Below are 24,358 nucleotides of genomic sequence, written 5' to 3'. Positions count from 1 at the left end.
CCGGGTGACCGATCAGTTGATCTTGAAGATCACCGCGCGCTGCACGATGAAGTTGATCACCGTGGCCGTGCCCTGGGCGATGACGAAGGCCAGCAGCACGGTGACGTTCAGATCGTTCCCGAGCGCCGAGAGGTTCAGCGTGGGGAACGTCTCGATCACGAGGGCGTTGAGCCCGACCTGTGCGGCGAATGTCACGCCGTAGAGCGCGATCACCGCGGCGAAGCGTTTGCGACTCGGCGGCGCCTGGAAGGTCCAGCGGCGGTTGATGAGATAGGCCGTCGTGGTGCCCGCGATGAAACTCAGCGCCTTGGCGATGTCGCGCGGCAGGCCGACGACGTTCCAGAGCAGCAGGTACAGACCGAAGTCGACGATCGCGGAGAGGCCGCCCGTCACGCCGAAGCGAATGATCTGGGTCTTCAGATCGACGTCCGTGCCGCCGGGCTCGTCGACCAGGGGCAGCTCGGGCGGCAGGGGCAGGTGGGGTTCCGCGGTCACATCGCAGAGCGTAGTGCCAGGGGAGCAGGACACGAGCCGCGAACTGGTTATACCTGTAGCCTCTATCCCGATGTCCACGAAAGCTCAGACCACCACCAAGGACGCCGCCGACAGCAGTTCGGCGAGCGCGGGTGCGGACGCAGCGTCGAGCGGTTCGTTCGAACTGCCGACGCGCACCCGTCGCCTGACCGGATGGGGTCGCACCGCAGCCACCACATCGGAAGTTCTCTCCACGAGTGACCCGGAGCTGATCGCCCAGGCGGTCGCCATGGTCGCGGAGGACAACGACTCCAAGCCCGCGCACCTGCGCCGCGGCGTCATCGCGCGCGGCCTCGGCCGCTCGTACGGCGACCACGCGCAGAACTCGGGCGGGCTCGTCATCGATATGCCGGCGCTGAACCGCATCCACCGCATCGACCGCGATTCGCGCCTGGTCGACGTGGACGGCGGTGTCAGCCTGGACCAGCTCATGAAGGCGGCGCTGCCGTTCGGGCTGTGGGTGCCGGTGCTACCGGGTACCCGCCAGGTCACCATCGGCGGCGCCATCGCCTCCGATATTCACGGCAAGAACCATCACAGCGAGGGTTCTTTCGGCAATCACGTCAGGTCCATCGACCTGCTGACGGCCGACGGCAAGGTCTCCACCATCGGCCCGAAGAAGAACGCCAAGCTCTTCTGGGCGACCGTGGGCGGCAACGGCCTGACCGGCATCATCCTGCGCGCCACCATCGAGATGGTGCCCACGGAGACGGCCTACTTCATCAACGACGGCGTGAAGACCACCACGCTGGACGAGACCATCGCCGCGCACAGCGACGGCAGCGAAGCCAACTACACCTACTCGAGCGCCTGGTTCGACGCCATGAACCCGGCGCCGAAACTGGGGCGCGCCTGCATCACTCGCGGCCGGCTGGCCAAGCTGGACGAGCTGCCCGCGAAGAAGCAGCGCAATCCGCTCAAGTTCGACGCCCCGCAGCTGCTGACGGTGCCGAACATCTTCCCGAGTTTCACCGCGAACAAGCTGACCCTGGGTTCGGTCGGCGAGGCGTATTACGCCATGGGCGGCAACTACACCGGCAAGATCCAGAACCTGACGCAGTTCTATCACCCGCTCGACATGATCGCGGAGTGGAATCGGGCGTACGGTCCGGCGGGATTCCTGCAGTACCAGTTCGTGGTGCCGACCGAGGCGGTCGAGGAATTCAAGAAGATCATCATCGATATCCAGGCGTCCGGGCACTACACCGCCCTGAACGTTTTCAAGCTGTTCGGCGCGGGTAATCCGGCACCGTTGAGTTTCCCGATGCCGGGCTGGAACATCTGCGTGGACTTCCCGATTCGACCGGGCCTCAACGAGCTCGTCACCGATCTGGACCGCCGCGTCATGGAATTCGGCGGCAGGCTCTACACCGCGAAGGACTCCCGCACCACCGCGGAGACCTTCCACAAGATGTACCCCCGGATCGACGAGTGGATCAAGATCCGCCGAAGTGTCGATCCCACAGGCGTTTTCATGTCCGATATGGCGCGAAGGCTGGAGCTTCAGTGATCAACGCGGTAGGGAATCCGCAGTCCATTCTGCTTCTCGGCGGTACGTCGGAGATCGGTCTCGCGATCGTCTCCGAGTACCTGAAGAAGGGGCCGGCCCGCATCATCCTGGCGGCGCTGCCGGGCGACCCGCTGCGCGAGGACTCCGTGCGCCTGATGAAGGACGCCGGCGCGAGCGAGGTGCAGGTCATCGACTTCGACGCCCTCGACACCGATTCGCACCCGGCCGTCATCGACGCGGCCTGGGCCGGCGGTGACGTCGACGTGGCCATCGTCGCGTTCGGCATCGACGGCGACGGCGAGGTCTTCTGGCAGGACCAGCGCAAGGCCGTCACCATGGTCGAGATCAACTACACCGCGGCGGTGTCGGTCGGCGTACTGCTCGGCGCGAAGATGAAGGCGCAGGGCTACGGCCGCATCCTGGCCATGTCCTCGGTCGCCGGTGAGCGCGTGCGCCGCTTCAACTTCGTCTACGGCTCCACCAAGGCCGGGCTCGACGGCTTCTACCTGGGCCTGGGCGAGGCCCTGGCCAAGTTCGGCCCGCGCGTCACGGTCATCCGCCCCGGCATGGTGCGCACGAAGCTCTCCGCGCACGCCAAGGAGAACGGGCTGACGGTGAACAAGGAGGACGTGGCCGTGCTCGCGGTGGCCGCCTCCGAGAAGGGCAGGGAAATCGTCTGGGCCCCGGGCACTTTCCGGTACGTCATGATGATCCTGCGCCACGTTCCGCGCCCGATCTTCCGCAAGCTGCCCATCTAGGGTCACGCGAACCGGCACGAACTGACAACTGCCGCACCTTCACTCGAAGGTGCGGCAGTTCTCGTTCACCCGCAAGCGCGTTCCTCCCGGCCCGCGCGCACGGCGGGCGGCGGCCGCGGCATGCGCCCGGACCCGCCGTGCGGTGCGGACGGGAACCCGGCCCGCGCACGGACCGTCGCCGGTGCCGTGCGCGGGCGCGCGGGCGCCGGTGGCCATTAGGCTGACCCGCGGCGGCCGGTTGGGCGCCGGGCACGGTGACGAGGATCCGGAGGCGGAGTGCGAAACATCGAGCGGCTGGCTGCGTACGGCGCGAACGTGCCCGATGCGAGTGGGGCGCGCCGATGAGCGCCACGGGCCCCGGGGCCACCCCGGAAGTCCCACCGGCGACCCCGACCGCTGCGACTCCCCCGCCGCAGGCCCCCGCACCGGACGCTTCAGGGGCCACCCCCGTACCGGATCCGGGCGCACGCCGGGGCACGGTGGCGACGCGGCTCGTCGGCAATGCCCTGGGCGACGCGATCCTCGCACTCGTCGTCGCGGGCGTCGTGGCGGGTATCGGCCTGTTCGCCTTCGGGCGCGTGCAGTGGCCCGCGTTCAACTCCTCCAACGTGACCCGGGCGCTGACCACCGTCGGGCAGGTGGCCGCGATCGCCGTGCTGGTGATCGCCGTCGCGCTGATTCGCGCGCACCGGCGCCCCTTGCTGGCGAAAGTGCTGTCCTGGGCCGGACTTTCGGCCTTCGTCACGGTCACCCTCGGCATGCCGCTGGCCGCGACCAAGCTGTACCTGTTCGGGCTCTCGGTCGATCAGGAGTTCCGCACCCAGTACCTGACGCGGCTGACCGACGGTGTGGCACTGCGGGATATGAACTACATCGACCTGCCTCCGTTCTATCCCGGCGGCTGGTTCTGGGTCGGCGGCCGCTTCGCGAATCTCGCCGGGCTGGACGGCTGGGCGGCGTTCAAGCCGTTCGCCATCATCGGGCTCGCGGTGGCGGCGGTGCTGGCACTCGTGCTGTGGTCCAAGCTGATTCGCGCGGACTGGGCGGTGCCGGTCGCGACCGCGGTCACCGCCATGACGCTGGCCTACGGCTCGCCCGAGGCCTACAGCGCGGTGCTCATCCTGCTGTTCGTACCGGTGCTGATCCTGGCCTGGGGCGCGCTGTACCGCCCGGCCGAACCGGCCGCGGCGACCGCGGGCGGCTGGGGCGCGGTCATCGGCACCGGACTGTTCCTGGGCCTCGCGGCGACCTTCTACACGCTGTACCTGGGTGTGGCCGCCTTCGCGGTCACCCTGATGGCGCTGATCGCGATGGGCCTGGCGCTGCGCGAACGCCGGGCCGCGCTGCGGGCGGCGCGGCGACTCGAGCCGGCGACCCCGGTGCGCGGGGCCTGGCGCACGATCACGCCGATTCTCGTGCGACTGGTGACCATCGCCGTCATCGCGGGCCTGCTGGCGCTGACGGTGTGGCTGCCCATCATCATCGACACGCTCAGCGGTAAGGGCGTCAGCTCCGGCGGCAGCGCCCTGCACTACCTGCCCGAATCCGGCGCGGAACTGCCGCTGCCCATGTTCGAGCTCTCCCTGCGCGGCGGCTTCTGCCTGCTCGGCATCGTCTGGTTGGTACTGCGGGCGGGCAGCTCCCGCCGGGCGCAGGGGCTGGGCATCGGCGTGGTGGCCGTGTACCTGTGGTGCCTGCTCTCCATGGCCGCCACCGCCGCGGGCACCACCCTGCTGGCCTTCCGCCTCGAACCGATCCTGCTGGCCCTGCTGGCCGCGGCGGGCTCCTTCGGTTTCGTCGAGGGCGTCCGGGCGCTGTACCAGGTGCTCAACGAGCCCGCCCGGCTGCGACCGGCCGCCGCGGTGGTGGCGGTGCTGGCCGCGGTGGCGTTCGCCCAGCAGATCCCGCACGTGCTGGACGTGGAGATCACCACCGCCTACACCGACACCGACGGTGACGGCGTGCGCGCGGACAAGCGGCCGCCGTCCGCGGTCTCGCACTACGCGGCCGTGGACGCGGCGCTGCGCGAGCAGACCGGCCGCGCCCGCGACGAGAGCGTGCTGCTCACCGCGGACACCGGTTTCCTGGCCATCTACCCGTACTGGGGCTTCCAGGCGCTCACCTCGCACTACGCCAATCCGCTCGCGGACTTCCCCGCGCGCGCGGCCGAGATCAAGCGCTGGAGCACGCTGGCGTCCGCGCCGGAGCTGATCGCGGCGCTGGAGGTTTGCCCGTGGCGGGCGCCGGACGCCTTCCTGTTCCGCCGCGCGGGCGACGACTACACCCTGCGCCTGTCCGAGGACGTCTACCCCAACGATCCGAACGTGAAGCGGTACACCGTCGCGTTCCCCCGAACACTGTTCGCGGACCCGCACTTCCGCGTCACCGACATCGGACCTTTCACCCTCGTGGTGCGGCAACCGTGAGCGGTTTCGCGAAATGTGGTGTAGCTCACTACAAATCTGAATAAGAGGACGAGACAAGGCTCACTTATCCCCAGAATCGCGTCCGAATCTGGGGATACAGGCCCGTTTCTGTGGATAACTCATCCACTTGCCAGCGCAATCTCAGCCGGGACCGGTAGCGTGAGCCGCTGATTGTGAAGGCAAGAGGAGTTGGCGCGTGGCATTGGGGTGGGCGAACATCCGAGCATCCGAGCAGGAATCCGCGGTGGCGGTGCTGGATCGGACCGCACCGCGGCCGGTTCACCCGGAAGCGACGCGGCCGCAGCGGGTCCTTCGCCGAATCCGCTCGGCGCGTACCGATCTGATCGTCGCCACCGGTTATCTGGCGCTGGCGATCTTCGTACTCGCCGGGCAATGGCTGCACCCCAGCAGCGGCTACCTGATCAAGAGCGGTCAGGACCAGACGATGTGGGAGTGGTTCTTCGCGGTCACCGCCCACAAGATCGCCAACTTCGAGAATCCGCTCAGCACGCTGCTGCAGAACTACCCCGACGGCGTGAACATGATGGCCAACACCGCCATGTTCGGCGTCGGCGTCCCGCTCACGCCGGTCACGCTGCTGTTCGGGCCGACTGTCACGTTCGTGCTGGTGCTCACGCTCGGCCTGTTCGGCACCGCCTTCGCCTGGTACTGGCTGTTCTCGCGCGAACTGGTGAGCTCCAAATTCGCTGCGGCCGTGGGCGGTTTGTTCTGCGGCTTCGCGCCCGCCATGATCTCGCACGCCAACGCGCACCCCAACTTCGTGGTACTGGCGCTGCTGCCGCTCATCGCCCTGCAGATCATCAAAATGGCTCGGCGCGCGAACAATTCGCTCGAGGCCCGCAAGGCGCGGCGCCTGCGTGACGCGTTCGTGCTCGGCCTGCTGGTCGCCCTGCAGATCGCGCTCGGCGAGGAGCCGCTGCTCATATTCGCGCTGTCCTTCGCTGTTTTCGCGCTCGTGTACTACCTGCACACCCCGCGCGCCATGCTGCGCGTACTGCGCTCGATCACCCCGACCGTGCTGCTGGCCGCGCTGATCACGGTGGCGCTCACCGAGATTCCGCTGTGGTGGCAGTTCTTCGGCCCGCAGTCGTACCGGATGATCGATCACGGCCCGATGGGCAACGACTTCAAGGCGCTGTTCCAGTTCCCCTCCGAATCGCTCGGCGGCATGGTCATGCACGGGCAGAACGTGGCCATCAACCCGACCGAGGAGAACTCGTACTTCGGGTGGCCGCTGCTGCTGGTGATCACCGTCGCGGCCGTGCTGATGTGGCGCGAGCGCGCGGTGCGCGCCGCGACCGTGGTCATCCTGGGCTTCACCGCGCTCTCGCTGGGCTCGACGCTGATGTTCGGCAAGCACGACACCGGCTTCGCGCTGCCGTGGAAGTTCTTCGAGCGGGTGCCGCTGCTGAACTCGGTCCTGGAATCGCGTTTCACCATCGCCGCCGTGCCCGCCATCGCGCTGATCCTGGCCTTCGCCACCCAGCGCGCCCTGGACTACTGGAAGGTCTCGGTCACCGATTGGCGGCCGCTGGCCTGGTTCGGCGCGCTGGCGTTCGCGCTGCTGCCGCTGGCCCCGACCATCCTGCCGGTGGTGGAGCGCTCCCCCACCCCGGCCTTCTTCGCCGATGGGACAGTGCGCCAGTACGTCTCGGACGGCTCGGTGGTCGTGGCCCCGCCGCCCACCCCGCCGGATGCCCGCGCGCTGCGCTGGCAGTCCGACGCCGACTTCACGTTCCCGCTGGCCGGCGGCTACTTCGTCGGCCCCACCGGCGTGGACAAGAAGGGCCGTTACGGCCCCGACGACCGGCCCACCGCCAGCCTGCTGATGCAGGCGCAGAAGTCGAATCGGGTGCCGGTCATCGACCAGGCCGTGCGTGATCAGGCCCTGGCCGACCTGCGCTACTGGCAGGCGGACGTGGTGGTGCTGCCGCCGACCGAGAACAGTGACGCCCTGCGCTACACCGTCGATCAGCTGCTGGGCTTCCCGGCGCAGCGGGTGGACGGCGTCTGGCTGTGGGACGTGCGCGGGCTCGTCTGAGCCGTCCCTGATCGCCGCCGAGCCGCGGCGCGGACCCCGGACAATCCGGGGCTCGCGCGCGGGGTCGTTCGCGAAGACAATCTCCGTGACCGTGTATCACTCGCGCCCGGGTACCGTGAGCGGCTGATCTCGAACGTGATTGTCAGAGGGAGCTAGGGCGCGTGGCACTGGGGTGGGCGACCGATCGGACCGTGAAAGTCCGACCGGCGGTGGAGGTTTCGAAGCACGACGCACCGGAGGCTCCGCCCCGGCGAAGACGGCCGTCCCTCGCGGGGCGGCTGCGCGCGGCGCGCACGGATGTTCTGATCGGCCTGGGATATCTGGCGCTGGCGGTGTTCGTGGTCGGCGACCTGTGGCGGAACACGGGCACCGGCTACCTGACCAACAGTGATCAGGATCAGATCCTCTACGAGTGGTTCTACGCGCTCGGGGCGCACAACATCACCGACGGCGCGAGTCCGTTCTTCACCACGCTGCAGAACTATCCCGACGGCGTGAACCTGATGGCGAACACGCTCATGTACGGGTTCGGCGTGCCGTTCGCGCCGGTGACCCTGCTGTTCGGGCCGACCGTCACCTTCGTGCTCGCCCTCACCCTCGGCCTGTCCGGCACGGCGTTCGGCTGGTACTGGGTCTTCTCGCGGGAACTGGTGAGCTCCAAGGCCGCCGCGGCCCTGGGCGGCGTGTTCTGCGGCTTCGCGCCCGCCATGATCTCGCACACCAACGGTCACCCGAATTTCGTCTTCCTGGTGCTGCTCCCGTTCATCGCGCAACGCGTCGTCAAGATGGCGCGCCTTGCGCAGGACGCCCCCGAGGCGGGGAGCGAGCGGCGGCCGCGCGACTCGATCGTGCTGGGATTGCTCGTCGCCCTGCAGATCTCGCTGGGCGAGGAGCCGCTGCTGATCTTCGCGCTGGCCTTCGCGGTCTTCGGCCTGGCCTACCTGCGCACCCGTGCGAACATCGTCCGAACGGTGCGGGTCATCGCGCCGCCGGTGGGGCTCGCCGCGTTGATCACGTTGACGCTCACCGCGATTCCGCTCGGCTGGCAGTTCTTCGGGCCGCAGTCGTATCGGTTCGTCGGACTGGGCCGCGTGGGCAACGACATCCTCGCGCCGTTCCAGTTCTCCGCGCAATCGGCCGGCGCCGCCCTGTCGATCGGCCCGGACGTGGAAATCAATCCGACAGAGCACAATTCCTACTTCGGCTGGCCACTGGTGCTGGTGCTGCTCGTGGCCACGGCGCTGCTGTGGCGCGAACGGATCGTGCGGGCCTGCCTGGTCGTCGCCCTGGGGTTCAGCGCGCTGTCGATGGGCATCGTGCTGTCCTTCGCGGGCAACTACACGATCATCCCCATGCCGTGGATCCTGTTCGGCTGGATTCCGCCGGTGAACGGGATCATCGAATCGCGCTTCACCATGGCGGCCGTTCCGGCCATGGCCATCGTCATGACCCTGGCCACCCAGCGCGCGATCGACCACTGGCGCACCGCGGGCACGCGGTGGCAGCCGATCGTCTGGTTCACCGCGATCGCGTGCGCGCTCGCCCCGATCGCACCGACCATGCTGCCGGTCTCCGACCGCTCCCCGACGCCGGTCTTCTTCACCGACGGCACCGTGGCGGGGTACCTGTCCGGCGGCGGCGTGATGTCCGTGCCGCCCGCCACCGCGATCGATACGCCCGCCCTGCAGTGGCAGGTCGACTCCGATTTCGCGTTCCCCCTGGTCGGCGGCTACTTCGTCGGGCCGGACGGCGCGGACGGGCGGTCCCGGTACGGCGCCGACGAGCGGCCGACCTCGCGCCTGCTCACGCGGCTGGATCAGCTGGAACGGGTGCTCGGCTCGACCACCGTCCCGGTCATCGATCAGGCCGACCGCGATCAAGCCGTCATCGACCTGCGGTACTGGGAGACCGACGTGCTGGTCCTGGACGTGAACGAGGACAGCGTCACCCTGCGCACCACCGTGGATCAACTCCTCGGCATTCCGGCGCGGCAGGTGGGCGGGGTCTGGCTCTGGGACGTGCGGCACCTCCGCTGACGCGACCGCGCGGCGCGAAATCCCCACGGCCCGACCGCCGACCGGCGGTCCGAGCACGGCGAACGGACCGCCGGGCCCCGTGATCGCTAGCATCGGGGATCGTGCGCGAAGACACCCGAGCGTTTCATCGCATCCGCCTCATCGCCGTGGTCTCCGGACTGCTGGGCTTTCTGCTGGCGGTGCTGACGCCGATCCTGCCCGTGAAACAGGATCGGCCGACCCTGAATTGGCCGCAGGGCGACGCGGTGAACATCGAAGCGCCGCTGGTGTCGTACACGCCGCTGACGCTCGATGTCAGCATCGGCTGCGAGGTACTGCGCGAGCGGCCCACCGGCACCCTGTTCTCGACCGTCCCGGTGGCATCCGGGAAGGCGGTCGACAAGGGGCTGGTGGTCCGGGTGGACGATGCGGCGGCCGCCGAGGCGAACCCCGCCGTCCCGGCCCAGCGCACGATTTCGGTTCTGCTGCGCAACATTCCGCTGCTGTCCGCGCCGATCGACGAGATCCAGAACTGCGGGTCCCTGACCCTGCACTCGGACGCGACCGAGACCCGCGCGGAGTTCGCGGGAGCCGCGCGCAAGGACGGCACCCCGTTCGTGGGCAGGGTCGCGGGCGACACCCGGCCGCAGCTGGTCGGCATGTTCACCGACCTGCCGAAGGACCGGCTCGGGGCCTCGACGGCGCACGCCGAGATCGACGCGCGCTTCAGCAGCACCCCGAGCTGGATCAAGCGCATCGCCATCGCCGGCGCGGTCCTGTGCACGCTGATCGCCCTGCTCGCACTGCATCTGCTCGACACCCGCGACGGCCGCAAGCCGCGGCGCTTCCTGCCCGCGCACTGGTGGCGTTTCCGGCCCGCCGACGGCGTGGTGCTCGGCACGCTGGTGCTCTGGCACTTCATCGGCGCCAACACCTCCGATGACGGCTACATCCTGAACATGGCTCGGGCCTCGAAGGTTTCGGGCTACATGGCCAACTACTACCGCTGGTTCGGCGTCGCCGAGGCCCCGTTCGGCTGGCCGTACGAGGTGCTGGTGTGGATGTCGCGCATCAGCGACTCCAGCCCGTGGATGCGCTTGCCGTCGCTGCTGGCCGGAATCGTGTGCTGGCTGGTGATCAGCCGGGAAGTGCTGCCGCGCCTGGGCGCACGCGTGCGCCGCGACAACGTCGCGGTCTGGACCGCCGGACTCGTGTTCCTGGCCGCCTGGATGCCGTACGACAACGGCCTGCGCCCCGAACCCCTCATCGCCGCCGGCGCACTGCTGACCTGGTGCTCGATGGAACGCGCCATCGCGACCGGCCGGCTGCTGCCCGCGGCGGTGGGCGTCCTGATCGCCGCGTTCTCGCTCGCCGCCGGGCCGACCGGGCTCATCTGCCTGGCCGCGCTGGTGGCAGGATCCCGGCCGGTGCTGCAGGTCATCATCAAGCAGGCCCGCTCGGACGGAAAGAACACCGGCCCCGCCCTGCTGCGCTACGCGGCCCTGCTCGCGCCCGGCATAGCGGCCGGAACCCTGGTCCTGGTGGTCGTTTTCGCGGATCAGACGCTCGCCTCGGTCATGGAGGCCACCCGCGTCCGCACCGCCATCGGGCCCAACGTGGCGTGGTTCGACGAACGCACGCGGTGGGATTCGCTGCTCATGCTCTCCCCGGACGGCTCGCTGGCCCGGCGCTTCGGCATTCTGGCCATGCTGCTGTGCCTGGGCGTGTGCGTGATGGTGATGCTGCGCAAGAACGGCCGCATCCCGGGCACCTCGCGCGGACCGTCCGCGCGCATTCTCGGCATCGTCTTCATGTCGCTGTTCTTCATGATGTTCACTCCGACCAAGTGGACGCACCACTTCGGCGTGTACGCCGGGCTCGCGGGCTCGGTGGCGGCGCTGGCCGCGGTCGCGGTGGGCGTCAACGGGATTCGCTCGCCGCGCAATCGCACCCTGTTCACCGCGGCCGTGTTCTTCCTGCTCGCCATGACGTTCACCGGACCCAACGGCTGGTGGTACGTGTCGAGCTACGGCGTGCCGTGGTTCGACAAGGCACCGCTCGTCGCGGGCAAGGGCTTCTCCACGCTGTTCCTGGGCCTGGCCATCCTGTGCCTGCTCATCGCCGCGTTCCAGCACTACCGCGAGCCGTACACGACGCCGAAACCGGTGCGCGGCTTCGACAAATTCGCCAGCATGCCGCTCACCATCGCCGCGGCCGCCCTGGTGCTGTTCGAGGTCGCCTCGCTCGCCAAGGCCGCCGTCACCCAGTACCCCGCGTACTCGGTCGCCAAGTCCAATATCCAGGCCCTGGGCGGTGATTCGTGCGGGCTGGCCAATGACGTACTGGTGGAGACGAACACGCGCGATTCGCTGCTGCGGCCCTGGACCGGCTCGGTCGCGGACGGATTGTCCGCCGAGAACACCGGATTCACCCCCAACGGCGTGGCCACCGACCTCACCGCCGACGCCGAGGAGACCGTCACCGGCGGCGCGAACTCGGTCGACAAGGACTCGGCCAACAAGACCACCAACACCACCGGCGCGGGCACCGGCGGCGGCACCAGCGCCGAGACCGGCGTCAACGGCAGCACCGTCACCCTGCCCTTCGACCTCGACCCCGCCACCACCCCGGTACTGGGCAGCTACAGCGAGGACGAGCAGGCCGTCGCCAAGCTGACCACCGGCTGGTACCGCCTGGACCTGACCGGCGACATGCGTTCGGACCCGGCCTACCGGGTGCTCGCGATCACCGCCGCGGGCCGCATCCGGTCGGTCAACAAGGACGGCGTGGAGACCTACGGCCAGGATCTGTTCCTGGAGTACGGCACCCGCGCCGCCGACGGCACGATGACCGGCACCGGCCGCGTCCGGCCGATCGACATCGGCCCCGCGCCGTCGTGGCGCAACCTGCGCGTCCCGCTGGACCAGATCCCGGTGGGCGTCAACGCCGTTCGCCTGGTGGCCAACGACGTGGACATCACCCAGCGCCAGTGGCTGGCCGTCACCCCGCCGCGCCTCCCGAAGCTGGAGACGCTGAACTCCGTTGTCGGCGACCGTGCCCCGGTCCTGGAGGACTGGCACGTCGGCCTGGCCTTCCCCTGCCAGCGCCCCTTCGACCACCACGACGGCGTGGCCGAGGTCCCCGAGTGGCGGATCCTGCCCGACCGCACCGGCTCGGACGCCTCCAACGCCTGGCAGGACGACATCGGCGGCGGCCCCCTCGGCTGGACGGGCCTGCTGCTGAAGTCCGCGACGATCCCGTCCTACCTGAACGACGACTGGTCCCGGGACTGGGGCTCCCTGGAGCGCTTCACCCCGTACGTCCCGGACGCGGCCCCGGCCGACTTGCAGGTGGTCGTCGAAACCCGCACCGGCTTCGCAAAAGACGCACCGATCCGAGCGAAGTAGAGATCGCTTTCGCACCCGTCGCCACCACGAGTCCGGCGGGTGCGAAAGCTGCCACCGAAGGGTGCGAAAGACTGCCTGATCTGGTGAAATCGCCGAAGCTCCGGCCCGGACACCTGATCTCGTGAGATCGGGGTAACTCCGGGGGTACCCCCAAAATTGTGTGCGCGCGAATCCGCACCACGCGTGCACGACGGTCAACGGCTCTCAGGCCGGGCGCTGAATATCCGGGGAGGCGGGGGAGCCCAGTACCATCAGCAACCGTGCCCGACGCCTCCGCTGTCCTGAGCAAACCCGCTACGCCGCCGCCTCCCACGGCGACGCCTCGCGACTACCGCACCGCGAAGCTGATAGCGATCGTCGCGGGCGTGCTGGGAGCGCTGTTCGCGCTCGCGACCCCGTTCCTGCCGGTGAAGCAGACGGTCGCGACGGTGCAGTGGCCGCAGCGCGGGACACTGGAGAGCATCGACGCCGCGCTCATGTCGCAGGTGCCGCTGGAACTGCGGGCCACCATTCCCTGCGCGGCGGTGAATCAGTTGGATCCGCGCGGCGGCATCCTGCTGGCAACCGCGCCGCCACAGGGTAGCGGAGCGGACCTGCAGGGCTTGTTCGTCCGCGTGTCCGGCGAGAGCGTGGACGTGCTGGACCGCAACGCGGTCGTGGCAACCGCGCAGCGGTCGGAAATGGCGAACTGCACGCAGATCGTCATCACCTCCGACAACACCCAGACCTCCGCCGTCTTCGAGGGTTTGACCCGCACCGCGGAACGGGTCACCGCGAACGGCGGGCGCGAGAACGTCACCGTCCCCGTCGAGGGCCGCCTGCTCGGTGACCTGCGCCCCCAGGTGGTCGGCGTCTTCACCGACATGAAGGGTGATGTGCCGCAGGGCCTTTCCTTCTCCATGACGGTGGACTCGCGGTTCTCCTCCACCCCGACCCTGCTCAAGCTGGCCGCCATCGTCGCGGCCGTGCTGCTGACCCTGCTGTCGCTGGGCGCGCTCGCGGCACTGGACACCAGCGACGGCCGCGGGCACCGGCGCATCTTCCCCCGGCACTGGCTGAAGCCGACCTGGGCGGACGGCGGCATCATCGGCACGCTGCTGCTGTGGCACTTCGTGGGCGCCAACACCTCCGACGACGGCTACATCATGACCATGGTCCGGGCGGCGCCGCACGCGGGCTACATGGCCAACTACTTCCGCTGGTTCGGCGTCCCCGAGGCCCCGTTCGGCTGGTACTACTACGTCATCCAGGCGTTCTCCGAAATCTCCACGGCCAGCCCGGTCGTGCGCATTCCGGCGCTGCTGTGCGGCATCCTGTGCTGGCTGGTGATCAGCCGCGAGGTGGTGCCGCGCCTGGGCCGCGGCGTGGCGACCTCCAAGGTGGCGCTGTGGACCGGCGGCCTGGTCTTCCTGGCGTTCTGGCTGCCCTACTGCAACGGCCTGCGCTCGGAGCCGATCGTCGCGCTCGGCGCGCTGCTGACCTGGGTCTCCATCGAACGCGCCATCGCCACCGCGCGCCTGCTGCCCGCCGCCATCGCGGTGCTGGTCGCGGCGTTCACCCTGGCCGCCGCGCCGACCGGCCTCATGTGCGTCGCCGCGCTGCTCGCCGGCATCCGCCCGCTGGTCCACATCGTGGTGCGCAGGCACCGGCAGTTCGGCACCACGGCGCTGCTCGCACCCATCGCCGCGTCCGGATTACTGGTGCTGGTGGTCGTTTTCGGCGATCAGACCTTCTCCGGAATCATGGAGGCCAACCGCGTCCGGCAGGCGATCGGCCCGAATCTGGCCTGGTACGAAGACTATTTGCGCTACTACTACCTGTTCGTGGAGACCGTCGACGGCTCGCTCGCGCGCCGCTTCGCCTTCCTGCTCATGATCCTGTGCCTGATCACCACGATGCTGGTGCTGCTGCGCCGGCGGCAGGTGCCGGGCATCGCCTCCGCGCCGACCTGGCGGCTCATGGGCGTGGTCTTCGGAACCATCTTCTTCATGATGTTCAACCCGACCAAGTGGACGCACCACTTCGGCGCGTACGCGGGCATCGCGGGCTCGCTGGCGGCGGTCACCGCGGTCGCGGTCTCGGCCACGGCGCTGCGCTCGCGCAAGAACCGGTCGGTGTTCCTGGCGGGCCTGCTGTTCACCCTGGCCGTGGCCTTCTCCGGCATCAACGGCTACTGGTACGTCTCGAGCTACGGCGTGCCCTGGTACGACAAGCGGGTCTCGCTCAGCGGCTACCAGTCCAACACCCTCATGCTCATGCTGTTCGGCCTGGCGCTGGCGCTGGTGGCCTGGCAGTCGCTGCGCGAGGGCTACGCCAAGCCGATGGCGAGCGGAAAGACCGCGCGCGGCAGGCGGGTTCGGCGCTTCGCGGCGATTCCGCTCACCGTCATCGCCGCGCTCATGGTGGCCTTCGAGGTGCTGTCGCTGGTCAAGGGCGCGGTGTCGCAGTACCCCGCGTACTCCCTGGCCCGCTCGAACTTCGATGCGGTGGGCGGCAATTCGTGCGGCCTGGCCAATGACGTGCTGGTGGAGACCGATGTCAACGGCGGCAACCTGACCCCGATCATCGATCCGGCCAACCCGCCGGTGAACAACGATCCGCTCGCCGGGGCGAACCCGATCGGCTTCTCCCCCAACGGCATTCCGGAGAAGATCAGCGCCGACAACGTCGAGGTGAAGCCGGGCACCGGCAACACCGACACCCAGACCATCGGTCCCGCCTTCGAAGAGGGCGAGAGCGCGGGCACCGCCGGCGGCAAGGGCGCCGAGGGCATCAACGGCAGCACCGCGGCGCTGCCGTTCGGCCTCGATCCCGCCACCACCCCGGTCATGGGCAGCTACCAGGACGGCGTGCAGCAGCCCGCCGAGATGAAGTCCAGCTGGTACCAGCTGCCCGCGCGCTCGGATGACGCTCCGCTGGTTGTCATTTCGGCCGCGGGTCGCATCCTGTCCTTCGACGACACCGGCAACATGACCTACGGGCAGTCGCTGGTGGTCGAGTACGGCCACCGCGAGGCCGACGGCACCGTCACCGAGCTCGGCTCCTACCTGCCGCGCGACATCGGCCCGGCCCCGTCGTGGCGCAACCTGCGGGTGCCGTTCTCGGCGCTGCCGGAGAACGCGGACGCGGTGCGGATCAACGCCAAGGACCCGATCCTCATCGGCGATCAGTGGCTGGCCTTCACCGCGCCGCGCGTGCCCAAGCTGCAGACGCTCAACAGCTACATCGGCTCCACCCAGCCGGTGCTGCTGGACTGGGCGGTGGGCCTGCAGTTCCCGTGCCAGCGCCCGTTCGATCACCGCTACGGCGTGGCGGAGATGCCGAACTTCCGCATCCTGCCGGACCGCCCGCTGGCCATCAGCTCCACCAACACCTGGCAGGCGGCCGAGAACGGCGGCCCGCTGGGCTTCACCGAGATGCTGGCCAAGTCCAAGACGATCCCGACCTATCTGAACGAGGACTGGGATCGGGACTGGGGTTCGCTGGAGCAGTACGACCAGTACTACCCGGCCCAGCCCGCCGAGATCGAGACCTCGACGGCGACCCGCTCCGGCTTCTGGTCCCCGGGACAGCTCCGGGTCTCCTGACCCGCACGCCGATCCGATGAACGGCCGCCCGCGATCCGCGGGCGGCCGTTGTCGTTCCGCCCGCCCGGACCACCGTTTCACCCCTGCTCACCGGGGAAACCCACCCGTTGTGAGCACGGGCGGAACCTACCGGGAAGATATAGCCATGGTGAATATTCAACTCGGAGATGTAGCGACCTGGTACGACGTACACGGTGACGGCGAACCGGTGGTCCTGCTGCACGGCGGGTTCGTGGATTCACGCATGTTCGCCCCCGCCATGCCCGCGCTGGTCGGCCGTTTCCGCGTGTACACCACCGACCGCCGCGGTCACGGCCACACCCCGGACGTGGAGGGCCCGCTCACCTACGAGGTGATGGCGGAGGATCTCATCGCGTTCCTGGAGAAGGTGGTCGGCGAGCCCGCGCACCTGGTCGGGCACAGCGACGGCGCGAACGTGGCGATGCTGGTCGCGCTGCGCCGACCGGACCTGGTCCGCAAGCTGGTGCTGATCAGCGGAAACTTCCACCACATCGGCGTATTGCCCGGCGTCATGGACGGATTCGAGGATCCGGACACGCAGAAGTACCTGGCCGGGCGCTACGGCGAGGTCTCCCCGCACGGCGAAACCCACTTCCCCGTCGTGGCCGCCAAGATGCTGGACATGGGCCGCACCGGCCCGACCCTGGCCCCCGAGGATCTGCGCGACATCCCGCACCGCACCCTGGTCATGTCCGGCGACGACGACGCCGTCGCACTCGAACACACCATCGCGCTGTACCGGGCGATCCCCGATTCCGAACTCTCCATCATCCCCGCGACCTCGCATCTGCTGGTCATGGAGAAGCCGGGGCAGGTCTACGCGGAGATCGCGGACTTCCTCGGCAACGATCCGGCCCCGACGCGGCAGCCCATCCGCCGCGCCGAACCGGCGCATCGGTAGTCCCGGCGGCGCTCAGCCCGGGATGTGGGCCACCCACTCGTAGACCGGGAGGCTCCCCTCGGGAGTGTCCTCCCAGCGCGGGGTCACCTTGAACCGCTCGTAGCCGCCGCCGAACGCCACCCGCAACTCGATTCCCGGCGGCGTAATGGGCACGATGCGGTGATCGAGCCCGTCAGGTCCGCCTTCGAGCAATGCCTTAGGTGAGCTACTCATAGCTGAAGGCTCTCACATGCGGGTCACCCGACCAATCGATTCGCCCCAATCGGCGAGCCGCAAATCGGACACATCTCGCACCCCCGGACGACCCCGTTCCACTCCCATCCGAACGGCGACGGCCTCGGATCAGAGCGGAAGAAGATGGTGTTTGCGCGGGTTACGGGCGACGGTTTTGTCGCGCAGTAGCTGCAACGCCTTACGAATTTCCAGGCGGGTGTCGGCCGGGTCGATGACCGCGTCGATGTAGCCGCGCTCGGCCGCGACCCAGGGGGTGGCGATCGTGGCGTTGTAGAAGGCGATCATCTGCCGGCGCATCGCCGCGCGCTGCTCCTCGGGGGCGGCCTCCAGCGACTTCGCGCCGATCAGGCTGACCGCGCTCTCCGCGCCCATGACCGCGATGCGGGCGGTCGGCCACGCCAGGTTCACGTCCGCGCCGAGCTGCTTGGATCCCATCACGGCGTAGCCGCCGCCGTAGGACTTGCGGATCACCACCGTCACCTTGGGCACGGTCGCCTCGACGAACGCGAAGATGAATCGCCCGCCGCGCTTGATGACGCCGATCTTCTCCTGCTCCACGCCGGGCAGGAAGCCGGGGGTGTCGACCACGAAAACCAAAGGGATCTCGTACGCGTCGCAGAGCCGGACGAAGTGCGCGGCCTTGTCCGAGGCGCGCGCGTCCAGGGCGCCGGCGTAGACCAGCGGCTGATTGGCGACCACGCCGATGCTGCGCCCGTCCACACGGGCGAAGCCGCAGATGACATTTCGGGCCGCGGAGTCGCCGAACTCGTGGAATTCACCGTCGTCGAAGATCCGGATCAGGATGTCGTACATGTCGTAACCGGCGTTGTCGGCATCGGGCACGATGGCGTTCAATTCCCGATCGGAGTCCGTAATGTCCGGCTCCAGGCCAGGATTCACGATCGGCGGCAATTCCTGGCAACTCGACGGCAGGTAGCCCAGGTACTGGCGCACCCATTCGAAGGCGGCCAGTTCGTCCTTCGCGACATGGTGGATGTTGCCGTACTCGGCCTGGCTGCGCGCCCCGCCCAGTTCCTCGAGACTCACGTCCTCGCCGGTGACCTCGCGAATCACCTTGGGACCGGTCACGAACATGTACGCGGCCTCGGTGGCCACGACGATATCGGTGTTGATCGGCGCGTAGACCGCGCCGCCCGCGCAGCTGCCCAGGATCATGGAGATCTGCGGCACCAGGCCCGACAGCGGTTCCTGTCGGCGGCCGAGTTCGGCGTACCAGGCCAGCGAGGTCACCGCCTCCTGCACGCGCGCACCGCCGGAGTCGTTGATGCCGACCACCGGGCAGCCCACCTTGGCGGCGAACTCCATGATGCCGGCCACCTTGCGGCCGAACATCTCCCCGACCGAACCGCCGTACACGGTCTGGTCGTGGGAGAACACCGCCACCGGGCGGCCCTCGACGAGACCGTGACCGGTGACGACGCCGTCACCGTACAGCGCGTCCTTGTCGCCCGGATTGCGAACCAGCGCACCGATTTCCACGAAGGTACCGGGGTCCAGCAGCATGTTGATCCGGTCGCGAGCGGAAGGGATGTGCTTGCGCTCGCGCTTGGCGATCCCCGCGGCACCCGCCGGTTCCCTCGCGACTTCCAACTTCCGTCGCAGGTCAGCGAGTTTCTCGGCGGTAGTGCTCACAGGACTCCCTTCGGTAGAAACCTACTTTCGCAGAACCCGTTTCGCAGCGCGGCTATTTCGGCGTCGTGTCGACGGCCCCCAATTTCTTGGTCAGATCGGCGCCGATGGTCGCGATGCGCGGCTCGTCCACGATATCGATGTGGTCGCCGGGGATGTGAATGACCTCCAGATTCGGGATGTGCTCGTCCCAGCCGCCATTGGGCAGGCGCTCCCCGAAACGTGGCTCCAGCTCGATGATTCCGTCGTGGTAGCGGTCCGCGAGGTAGAGCACCACGTGGCCGTCGTAGTGCTGCGGCGAGATGCGCTGCAGTTCACCGCCGTCGATGTACGAGCTGCGCTGATGTTCGAGCACGCCGCCCGGAATGTCCACTCCGGCGAATTTGACCAGTTCCAGGACGATGTCGATCTGCTCGGCGTCCGTGGCCGCGGCCAATTCCTCGAGCTGCTCGTCGTCGAGTTCGCCCTCGAAACCGTAGGTCTTCTTGGCGAACGCCTGGAAACGCCGGACCCGGTTCACCCGCTCCTCCGGGGTGTCCAGGTGCGGCTGCGACGGCAGCGCCACGTCGATCAGGCCGACCTCGCGCACGTCCGCGCCCTCGGCGCGCATGAGCTCGGCGACCTTCAGCGCGAACACGCCGCCCAGCGACCAGCCGTAGAGGAAGTACGGTCCTTCCGGCTGCCGCTTGCGGATCTCCGGAATGTACTGGCGCGCACGCTCTTCGATGGAGCCCTCGACGCGTTCGAAACCGTACATCGGGGTGCCGGCGGGCAGGCGCTTGAGCAGCGGCTCGTACACGAGCGTGTTGCCGCCCGAGGCGTGGAAGACGAAGACCGGCACCGCGGTGGAACCGGCCTCCTTCGCGCGCAGGGTGCGGACGAAGCCCTCGACGTCGTCGCCGTGCTCCTGGTAGGTGGCCACTAGATCGGCCAGCTTCTCGATGGTCTTGCAGGCCCGCACCTCATCCGCGCTGACCTGGTTCTTGACCCGCTCCGAGAGCCGGGCCACCAGCTTGTCCATGGTGGCGTCGTCCAGCTCGGGCAGCGGGTTGAAGATGCCGCCCGCGGACTTGCCGGTGGCCAGCGCCCAGGTGCCGTACGCCAGGCGCTCGGCGCCGTTGCGCGGGGGCACGTTGTCCTTGTCGGTCTCCCCGACCGGCGGCGCGGACTCGAAATCGGCTGCGGTAGTAGTGGATTCGGCCTCGGCCACGATCTCGGTGGCCTCGGCGATCACGTCCGCGGCCTCGGCGTCGAGCCGGTCGGCCGCGGTCGGCAGCACCGCGAGCGGATCGGTGCCCGCCGCCATGGCCGCGCGCGCGGCGGCGACCAGATCGCCGTCGACCGAGATGTCCTCGCCGGCGGCCTGGCGCGCGGCGATGTCGGCCAGCTCCTCGCGGTGCTCGATGGCGTAGCGCAGCACCTTGCCGACCTCGAGCAGGCTGGCATCGCGCACCGCCTGCAATTGCAGCTGCGGAATATCGAATTCGTATTCCACGCGGTTCTTGATGCGCATGGCCATGAGCGAGTCCAGGCCCAGTTCCATGAGCGGGATCTCCATGGGCAGATCCTCGACGGCGTAGCCCATGGACTCCGCGACGATGATCGCCAGGCGTTGCTCGATGGTCTGCTTGCCGTTGGGATCCCAGCGATCGCCGGTCACCTCGATGACCTCGACCTCGGCGGCCGGGGCCGCGACCGGCTGTGCCACCACCGATTCCGGCAGCGGCGCGCCGGAGGTGACGACGGCGTCGAAGAGCGCGGTGAAGGCGGCGCCCTGCTTGGCGTGCACCGCCACCGACGCGCCGCCCAGGTGCGGGGTCAGCGTGGTGGTCAGGGTGCCGGTGGCCGGAATCGCGGCGTGCGCCACGGTCGCGCCCACGCTCACCGCCGAAAGCACCTGTGCGGCGGCGGCATTCACCAGCGCGACCAGGTCGGTGACGGCCGGGGCCTGCACCTCCCAGACGTGCCGGCCGTCCGGCAGCGCGACGTGCGCGCCCGGAATCCGGCCCGCGCCCGAGTCGCCGCCGGTCAGTGCGACCCTGGGCCAGTACTGCTTCCGGACGAACGCGGTACGCGGCACCGGCGCGTACGCGCCCGCGGGCAGCAACGACGGCAGATCCACCGCGTGGCCCTGCACGTACAGCTGCGCCAGCGCCGAGATGACCGCGGCGGACTCGTCTTCCTTGCGCTTGAGCGTGGGGATCAGCGCGGCGTTGTGCACGCCCGCGGCGAACGTGGTGCCCAGCACCTGCATGAGCGCCACCGAGTTCGGCGCCAGCTCCAGGTAGGTGGTGATGCCCGAGTTCACCGCCTGCGCGATGGCGTTGGTGAAGTACACCGAGCCGCGCATGTTGGTGACCCAGTAGTCCACGTCGTGCACCGGCGGGTTGCCCGCCCGGTAGACGCTCTCCTTGTGGACGGTGGAGTACAGATCGTGCTTCAGCGCGGTCGGCTCCAGACCGGCCAGCTCGGCGGCCAGTTCGCCGAGCAGCATGTCCATCTGCGAGGTGTGGCCCGCGCCGCGGGTCTGCAGCACGCGCGCGAACTTGCCCTCGGCCTCGGCGCGCGCCACGATCGCGTGCACCTGATCCGGCGGGCCGCCGATGACGGTGTTGGTCGGCGCGGCGTAGACCGCGACCTCGATGTCCGGGTAGTCCACCAGGATCTCGGCGATGGCCTCGGCCGAGTACTCGACCAGCGCCATGTTGCGCACCTGGTCGTCGGTGATCATGGCCTCGCCCTCGGCCATCAGCCGCGAACGGGCGCAGATGACGCGGACCGCGTCCTCCAGGGTCAGACCGCCGGAGATGTACGCGCCCGCGACCTCTCCCTGCGAATGACCCACGATGCCCGCGGGTTCCGCGCCGTGCGCGCGCAGCACCGCGTTCAGGCCGAGCTGGATGGTGAAGGTGCCGACCTGGCCGGTGCCGATGTCCCAATCCTGCTCGTCGTCCAGGATCATCTCGCGCACCGAGTACCCGGCCTCGTCCAGCACGTACTCGTCGACCTCGTCGACGGTCCTGCGGAAGATCGAATTCTCGTTGTAGAGCTGTTTACCCATCTTGCGGTGCTGGGCGCCGAAACCGGCCATGACCCACAGCGCACCGCGCGCGGCGGGCGCGTCGGCGGTGTAGACGCCGGTGCCCGGCTTGCCCTCGGCGATGGCGCGCAGACCGGCGACGGCCTCCTCGTGCGTCTTGGCCACCACCACGCCGCGCGAGCGGCCGTGGTTGCGCTTGGCCAGCGACCGCGCCACATCCGCGAGCGGAGTCGCCTGTCCCGCTTCGCTTTCCAGCCAGTCGGCCAGATCGGTGGCGGCACGGCGGCGGCGCGAGGGCAGGTACGCCGAGACCGGCAGGATCAGCGGCAGCGGCTCGTCGCGGTCGGCCCATTCCGGTTCCGGCGCGGCGGCCTCGGCGGTGATGTGCTCGGCCTCGGAGATGACGTCGGTGTTCTCGTTGTCGAGATCGACCGGCGCGGGCGCGGCGGCGTCGGTGGCCGGGGCGACAGGAGTCTTGACGTATTCCTGCACGACGATGTGCGCGTTGGTGCCGCCGAAACCGAAGCCGGAGACGCCGACGGTGGCCTTACCGCTGTAGCGCGGGTACTCGGTCGGCTGCTCGACGACCTTGAGATGCGCGGTGTCCCACGGGATGTAGGGGTTGGGTCCGGCGTAGCCCAGGTTCGGCGGAATCACGTTGTGCTGCAGCGACATGATGACCTTGGCCAGCGCCGCGGCGCCCGCCCCGGACTCCAGGTGCCCGAAGTTGGTCTTGGCCGAGCCCAGCAGCGCGGGCTTGTCGTCGTCACGGCCGCGGCCGATCACCCGGCCGAGCGCGTCGGCCTCGATGGGATCGCCGATCAGGGTGCCGGTGCCGTGCGCCTCGATGTAATCGACGCTGGACGGGGCGATTCCGGCATCGCGGTAGGCGCGGCGCAGCACCTCGGCCTGCGCGTCCGGGTTCGGCGCGAGCATGCCGTTGGAGCGGCCGTCGTTGTTGACCGCGGAGCCCTTGATGACCGCGTACACGGTGTCGCCGTCGCGTTCGGCGTCGGCGAGGCGCTTGAGCACCACCAGCGCGCCGCCCTCGGCGCGGACCATGCCGTCCGCGTCGGAGGAGAACGCCTTGATGTGACCGTCCTTGGCCACACCGCCGTTGGCGTCGAAGCCCAGCGTCGCCATCGGTGCGACCAGGGCGTTCACACCGCCGGCCAGGGCCAGATCGGCTTCGCCGCTGCGCAGCGCGCGCACCGCGTCGTGCACCGCGACCAGCGAGGACGAGCACGCGGTGTCGATGGCCACCGACGGGCCGCGGAAGTCGAAGAAGTACGAGGTGCGGTTGGCGATGATCGACGAGACGCTGCCCATGATGCCGTAGGCCTCGGCCGAGAGCGGGGTCTTGTCCTGCTCGGTGTTGCCGACGCTCATGGCGGCGATGAGCATGAACTCGTTGCCCGAGGAGCCGACGTAGACGCCGACGGCCTCGCCCTTGAGGGTGTTCGCCGGGATCCTGGCGTGCTCCAGCGCTTCCCAGGTGAGTTCCATGGTGAGCCGCTGCTGCGGATCCATGCGCTCCACCTCGACCGGCGAGGTGGCGAAGAATTCGGCGTCGAAGCCCTTGATGACCTCTTGATCGAGGTAGCCGCCCTTGGTGTTCGCGTTCGCGACGGCCTCGGCCGCGCGCGGGTCGGACAGGAACTCCGACCAGCGGCCTTCGGGTAGGTCGCGGATGCCGTCACCGCGATTGATGAGGAAATCCCAGGTGGATTCGGGTGTTTCGCCCGCACCCGGCAGGCGGGTGGACAGCCCGACGATGGCGATGTCGTGCGCCTCGTCCGGGGTGTACCCCGCGGTGTAGAACGAGTCGTCGGCCGATTCGGCCGGAAGGTCCGGTTCCCCGTTGATGATTCGCTCCGCGAGCGAGGCGATCGTGGGGTGCTGGTAGACGATCGTGGCGTTGAGGATGACGCCCGTCAGCTCCTCGATGTCACCGCCGAGCGCGAGCGCGTCCCGCGACGCCAGGCCGAATTCCTCCATGGGGCGATCCACGGTGATCTGCTCGAGCGGCTGCCCGGTCGCGTCGGCGACCCATCTGCGCAACCATTCCCGCAACTCCGCCACCGTCATATCGGCGCCGGTGGGAGCCGCTTTCACGGCCGCGTCAGCGGGCGCAGCCGGAGCATTATCGGTCATCTGGGTGGGGGCCGTGCCCTCGTTCTCAGCCATCAGTTCCTCAAGCTACCTGTCTGCTT

The 24,358-nt window shown here is 69.0% G+C and carries 12 protein-coding genes; 8 read left to right on the top strand and 4 right to left on the bottom strand.

The window, feature by feature from the left end; genetic code table 11:
• Positions 1 to 12: 12 nt before the first annotated feature.
• The gene (locus tag ABZ319_RS12605; protein WP_354986496.1) at positions 13 to 495 is read right to left on the bottom strand and encodes a GtrA family protein; all 483 of its coding nucleotides are present in this window, start codon (positions 493 to 495) and stop codon (positions 13 to 15) included.
• Between the two features lie 64 nt (positions 496 to 559).
• Here ABZ319_RS12605 and ABZ319_RS12600 point away from each other — a divergent pair, with 64 nt between their 5' ends.
• The 8 genes from ABZ319_RS12600 to ABZ319_RS12565 all read left to right on the top strand — a co-directional run bounded on the left by ABZ319_RS12600 (position 560) and on the right by ABZ319_RS12565 (position 17,221).
• Complete coding sequence (locus tag ABZ319_RS12600; protein WP_354986513.1) at positions 560 to 2,044, top strand: FAD-binding oxidoreductase; 1,485 nt, start codon at positions 560 to 562, stop codon at positions 2,042 to 2,044.
• Positions 2,041 to 2,802 carry a decaprenylphospho-beta-D-erythro-pentofuranosid-2-ulose 2-reductase gene (locus ABZ319_RS12595; RefSeq protein WP_354986495.1) on the top strand — a complete coding sequence of 254 codons (762 nt, stop codon included), beginning with the start codon at positions 2,041 to 2,043 and terminating at the stop codon, positions 2,800 to 2,802. The genes ABZ319_RS12600 and ABZ319_RS12595 overlap by 4 nt, the downstream gene beginning before the upstream one ends.
• 341 nt (positions 2,803 to 3,143) lie before the next feature.
• A complete protein-coding gene (locus tag ABZ319_RS12590; RefSeq protein WP_354986494.1) occupies positions 3,144 to 5,228 on the top strand; it encodes a galactan 5-O-arabinofuranosyltransferase in 2,085 nt (694 codons plus the stop codon).
• A 196-nt stretch (positions 5,229 to 5,424) separates the two neighbouring features.
• Positions 5,425 to 7,290, top strand: a complete 1,866-nt coding sequence (locus ABZ319_RS12585) for a glycosyl transferase (RefSeq protein WP_354986493.1) — start codon at positions 5,425 to 5,427, stop codon at positions 7,288 to 7,290.
• A gap of 209 nt (positions 7,291 to 7,499) precedes the next feature.
• A complete protein-coding gene (locus ABZ319_RS12580) occupies positions 7,500 to 9,326 on the top strand; it encodes a glycosyl transferase (protein WP_354986492.1) in 1,827 nt (608 codons plus the stop codon).
• Between the two features lie 101 nt (positions 9,327 to 9,427).
• Entirely contained in the window at positions 9,428 to 12,712 is a 3,285-nt protein-coding gene (locus ABZ319_RS12575; RefSeq protein ID WP_354986491.1) for an arabinosyltransferase domain-containing protein, read from the top strand.
• 281 nt (positions 12,713 to 12,993) lie between these two features.
• Positions 12,994 to 16,299: an arabinosyltransferase domain-containing protein gene (locus ABZ319_RS12570; RefSeq protein WP_354986512.1), complete on the top strand. Its 3,306-nt coding sequence runs from the start codon at positions 12,994 to 12,996 to the stop codon at positions 16,297 to 16,299.
• Between the two features lie 145 nt (positions 16,300 to 16,444).
• Positions 16,445 to 17,221: an alpha/beta hydrolase gene (locus ABZ319_RS12565; RefSeq protein WP_354986490.1), complete on the top strand. Its 777-nt coding sequence runs from the start codon at positions 16,445 to 16,447 to the stop codon at positions 17,219 to 17,221.
• 12 nt (positions 17,222 to 17,233) lie between these two features.
• Here the strand turns inward: ABZ319_RS12565 and ABZ319_RS12560 are convergent, their stop codons facing one another.
• From ABZ319_RS12560 to pks13, 3 genes are all read right to left on the bottom strand, one after another.
• Positions 17,234 to 17,434, bottom strand: a complete 201-nt coding sequence (locus ABZ319_RS12560; RefSeq protein ID WP_354986489.1) for a DUF5988 family protein — start codon at positions 17,432 to 17,434, stop codon at positions 17,234 to 17,236.
• 129 nt (positions 17,435 to 17,563) lie between these two features.
• Complete coding sequence (locus ABZ319_RS12555) at positions 17,564 to 19,108, bottom strand: acyl-CoA carboxylase subunit beta (protein WP_354986488.1); 1,545 nt, start codon at positions 19,106 to 19,108, stop codon at positions 17,564 to 17,566.
• Between the two features lie 52 nt (positions 19,109 to 19,160).
• On the bottom strand, positions 19,161 to 24,332 hold the full coding sequence (pks13, locus tag ABZ319_RS12550; protein WP_354986487.1) for a polyketide synthase Pks13: 5,172 nt from the start codon (positions 24,330 to 24,332) through the stop codon (positions 19,161 to 19,163).
• Between the last annotated feature and the right edge of the window lie 26 nt (positions 24,333 to 24,358).

The sequence above is a fragment of the Nocardia sp. NPDC005978 genome (assembly GCF_040614455.1).
GTDB lineage: Bacteria > Actinomycetota > Actinomycetes > Mycobacteriales > Mycobacteriaceae > Nocardia.
The sequence above is the reverse complement of the archived record's forward strand: the minus strand, read 5'-3'. Positions and strand labels throughout refer to the sequence as shown.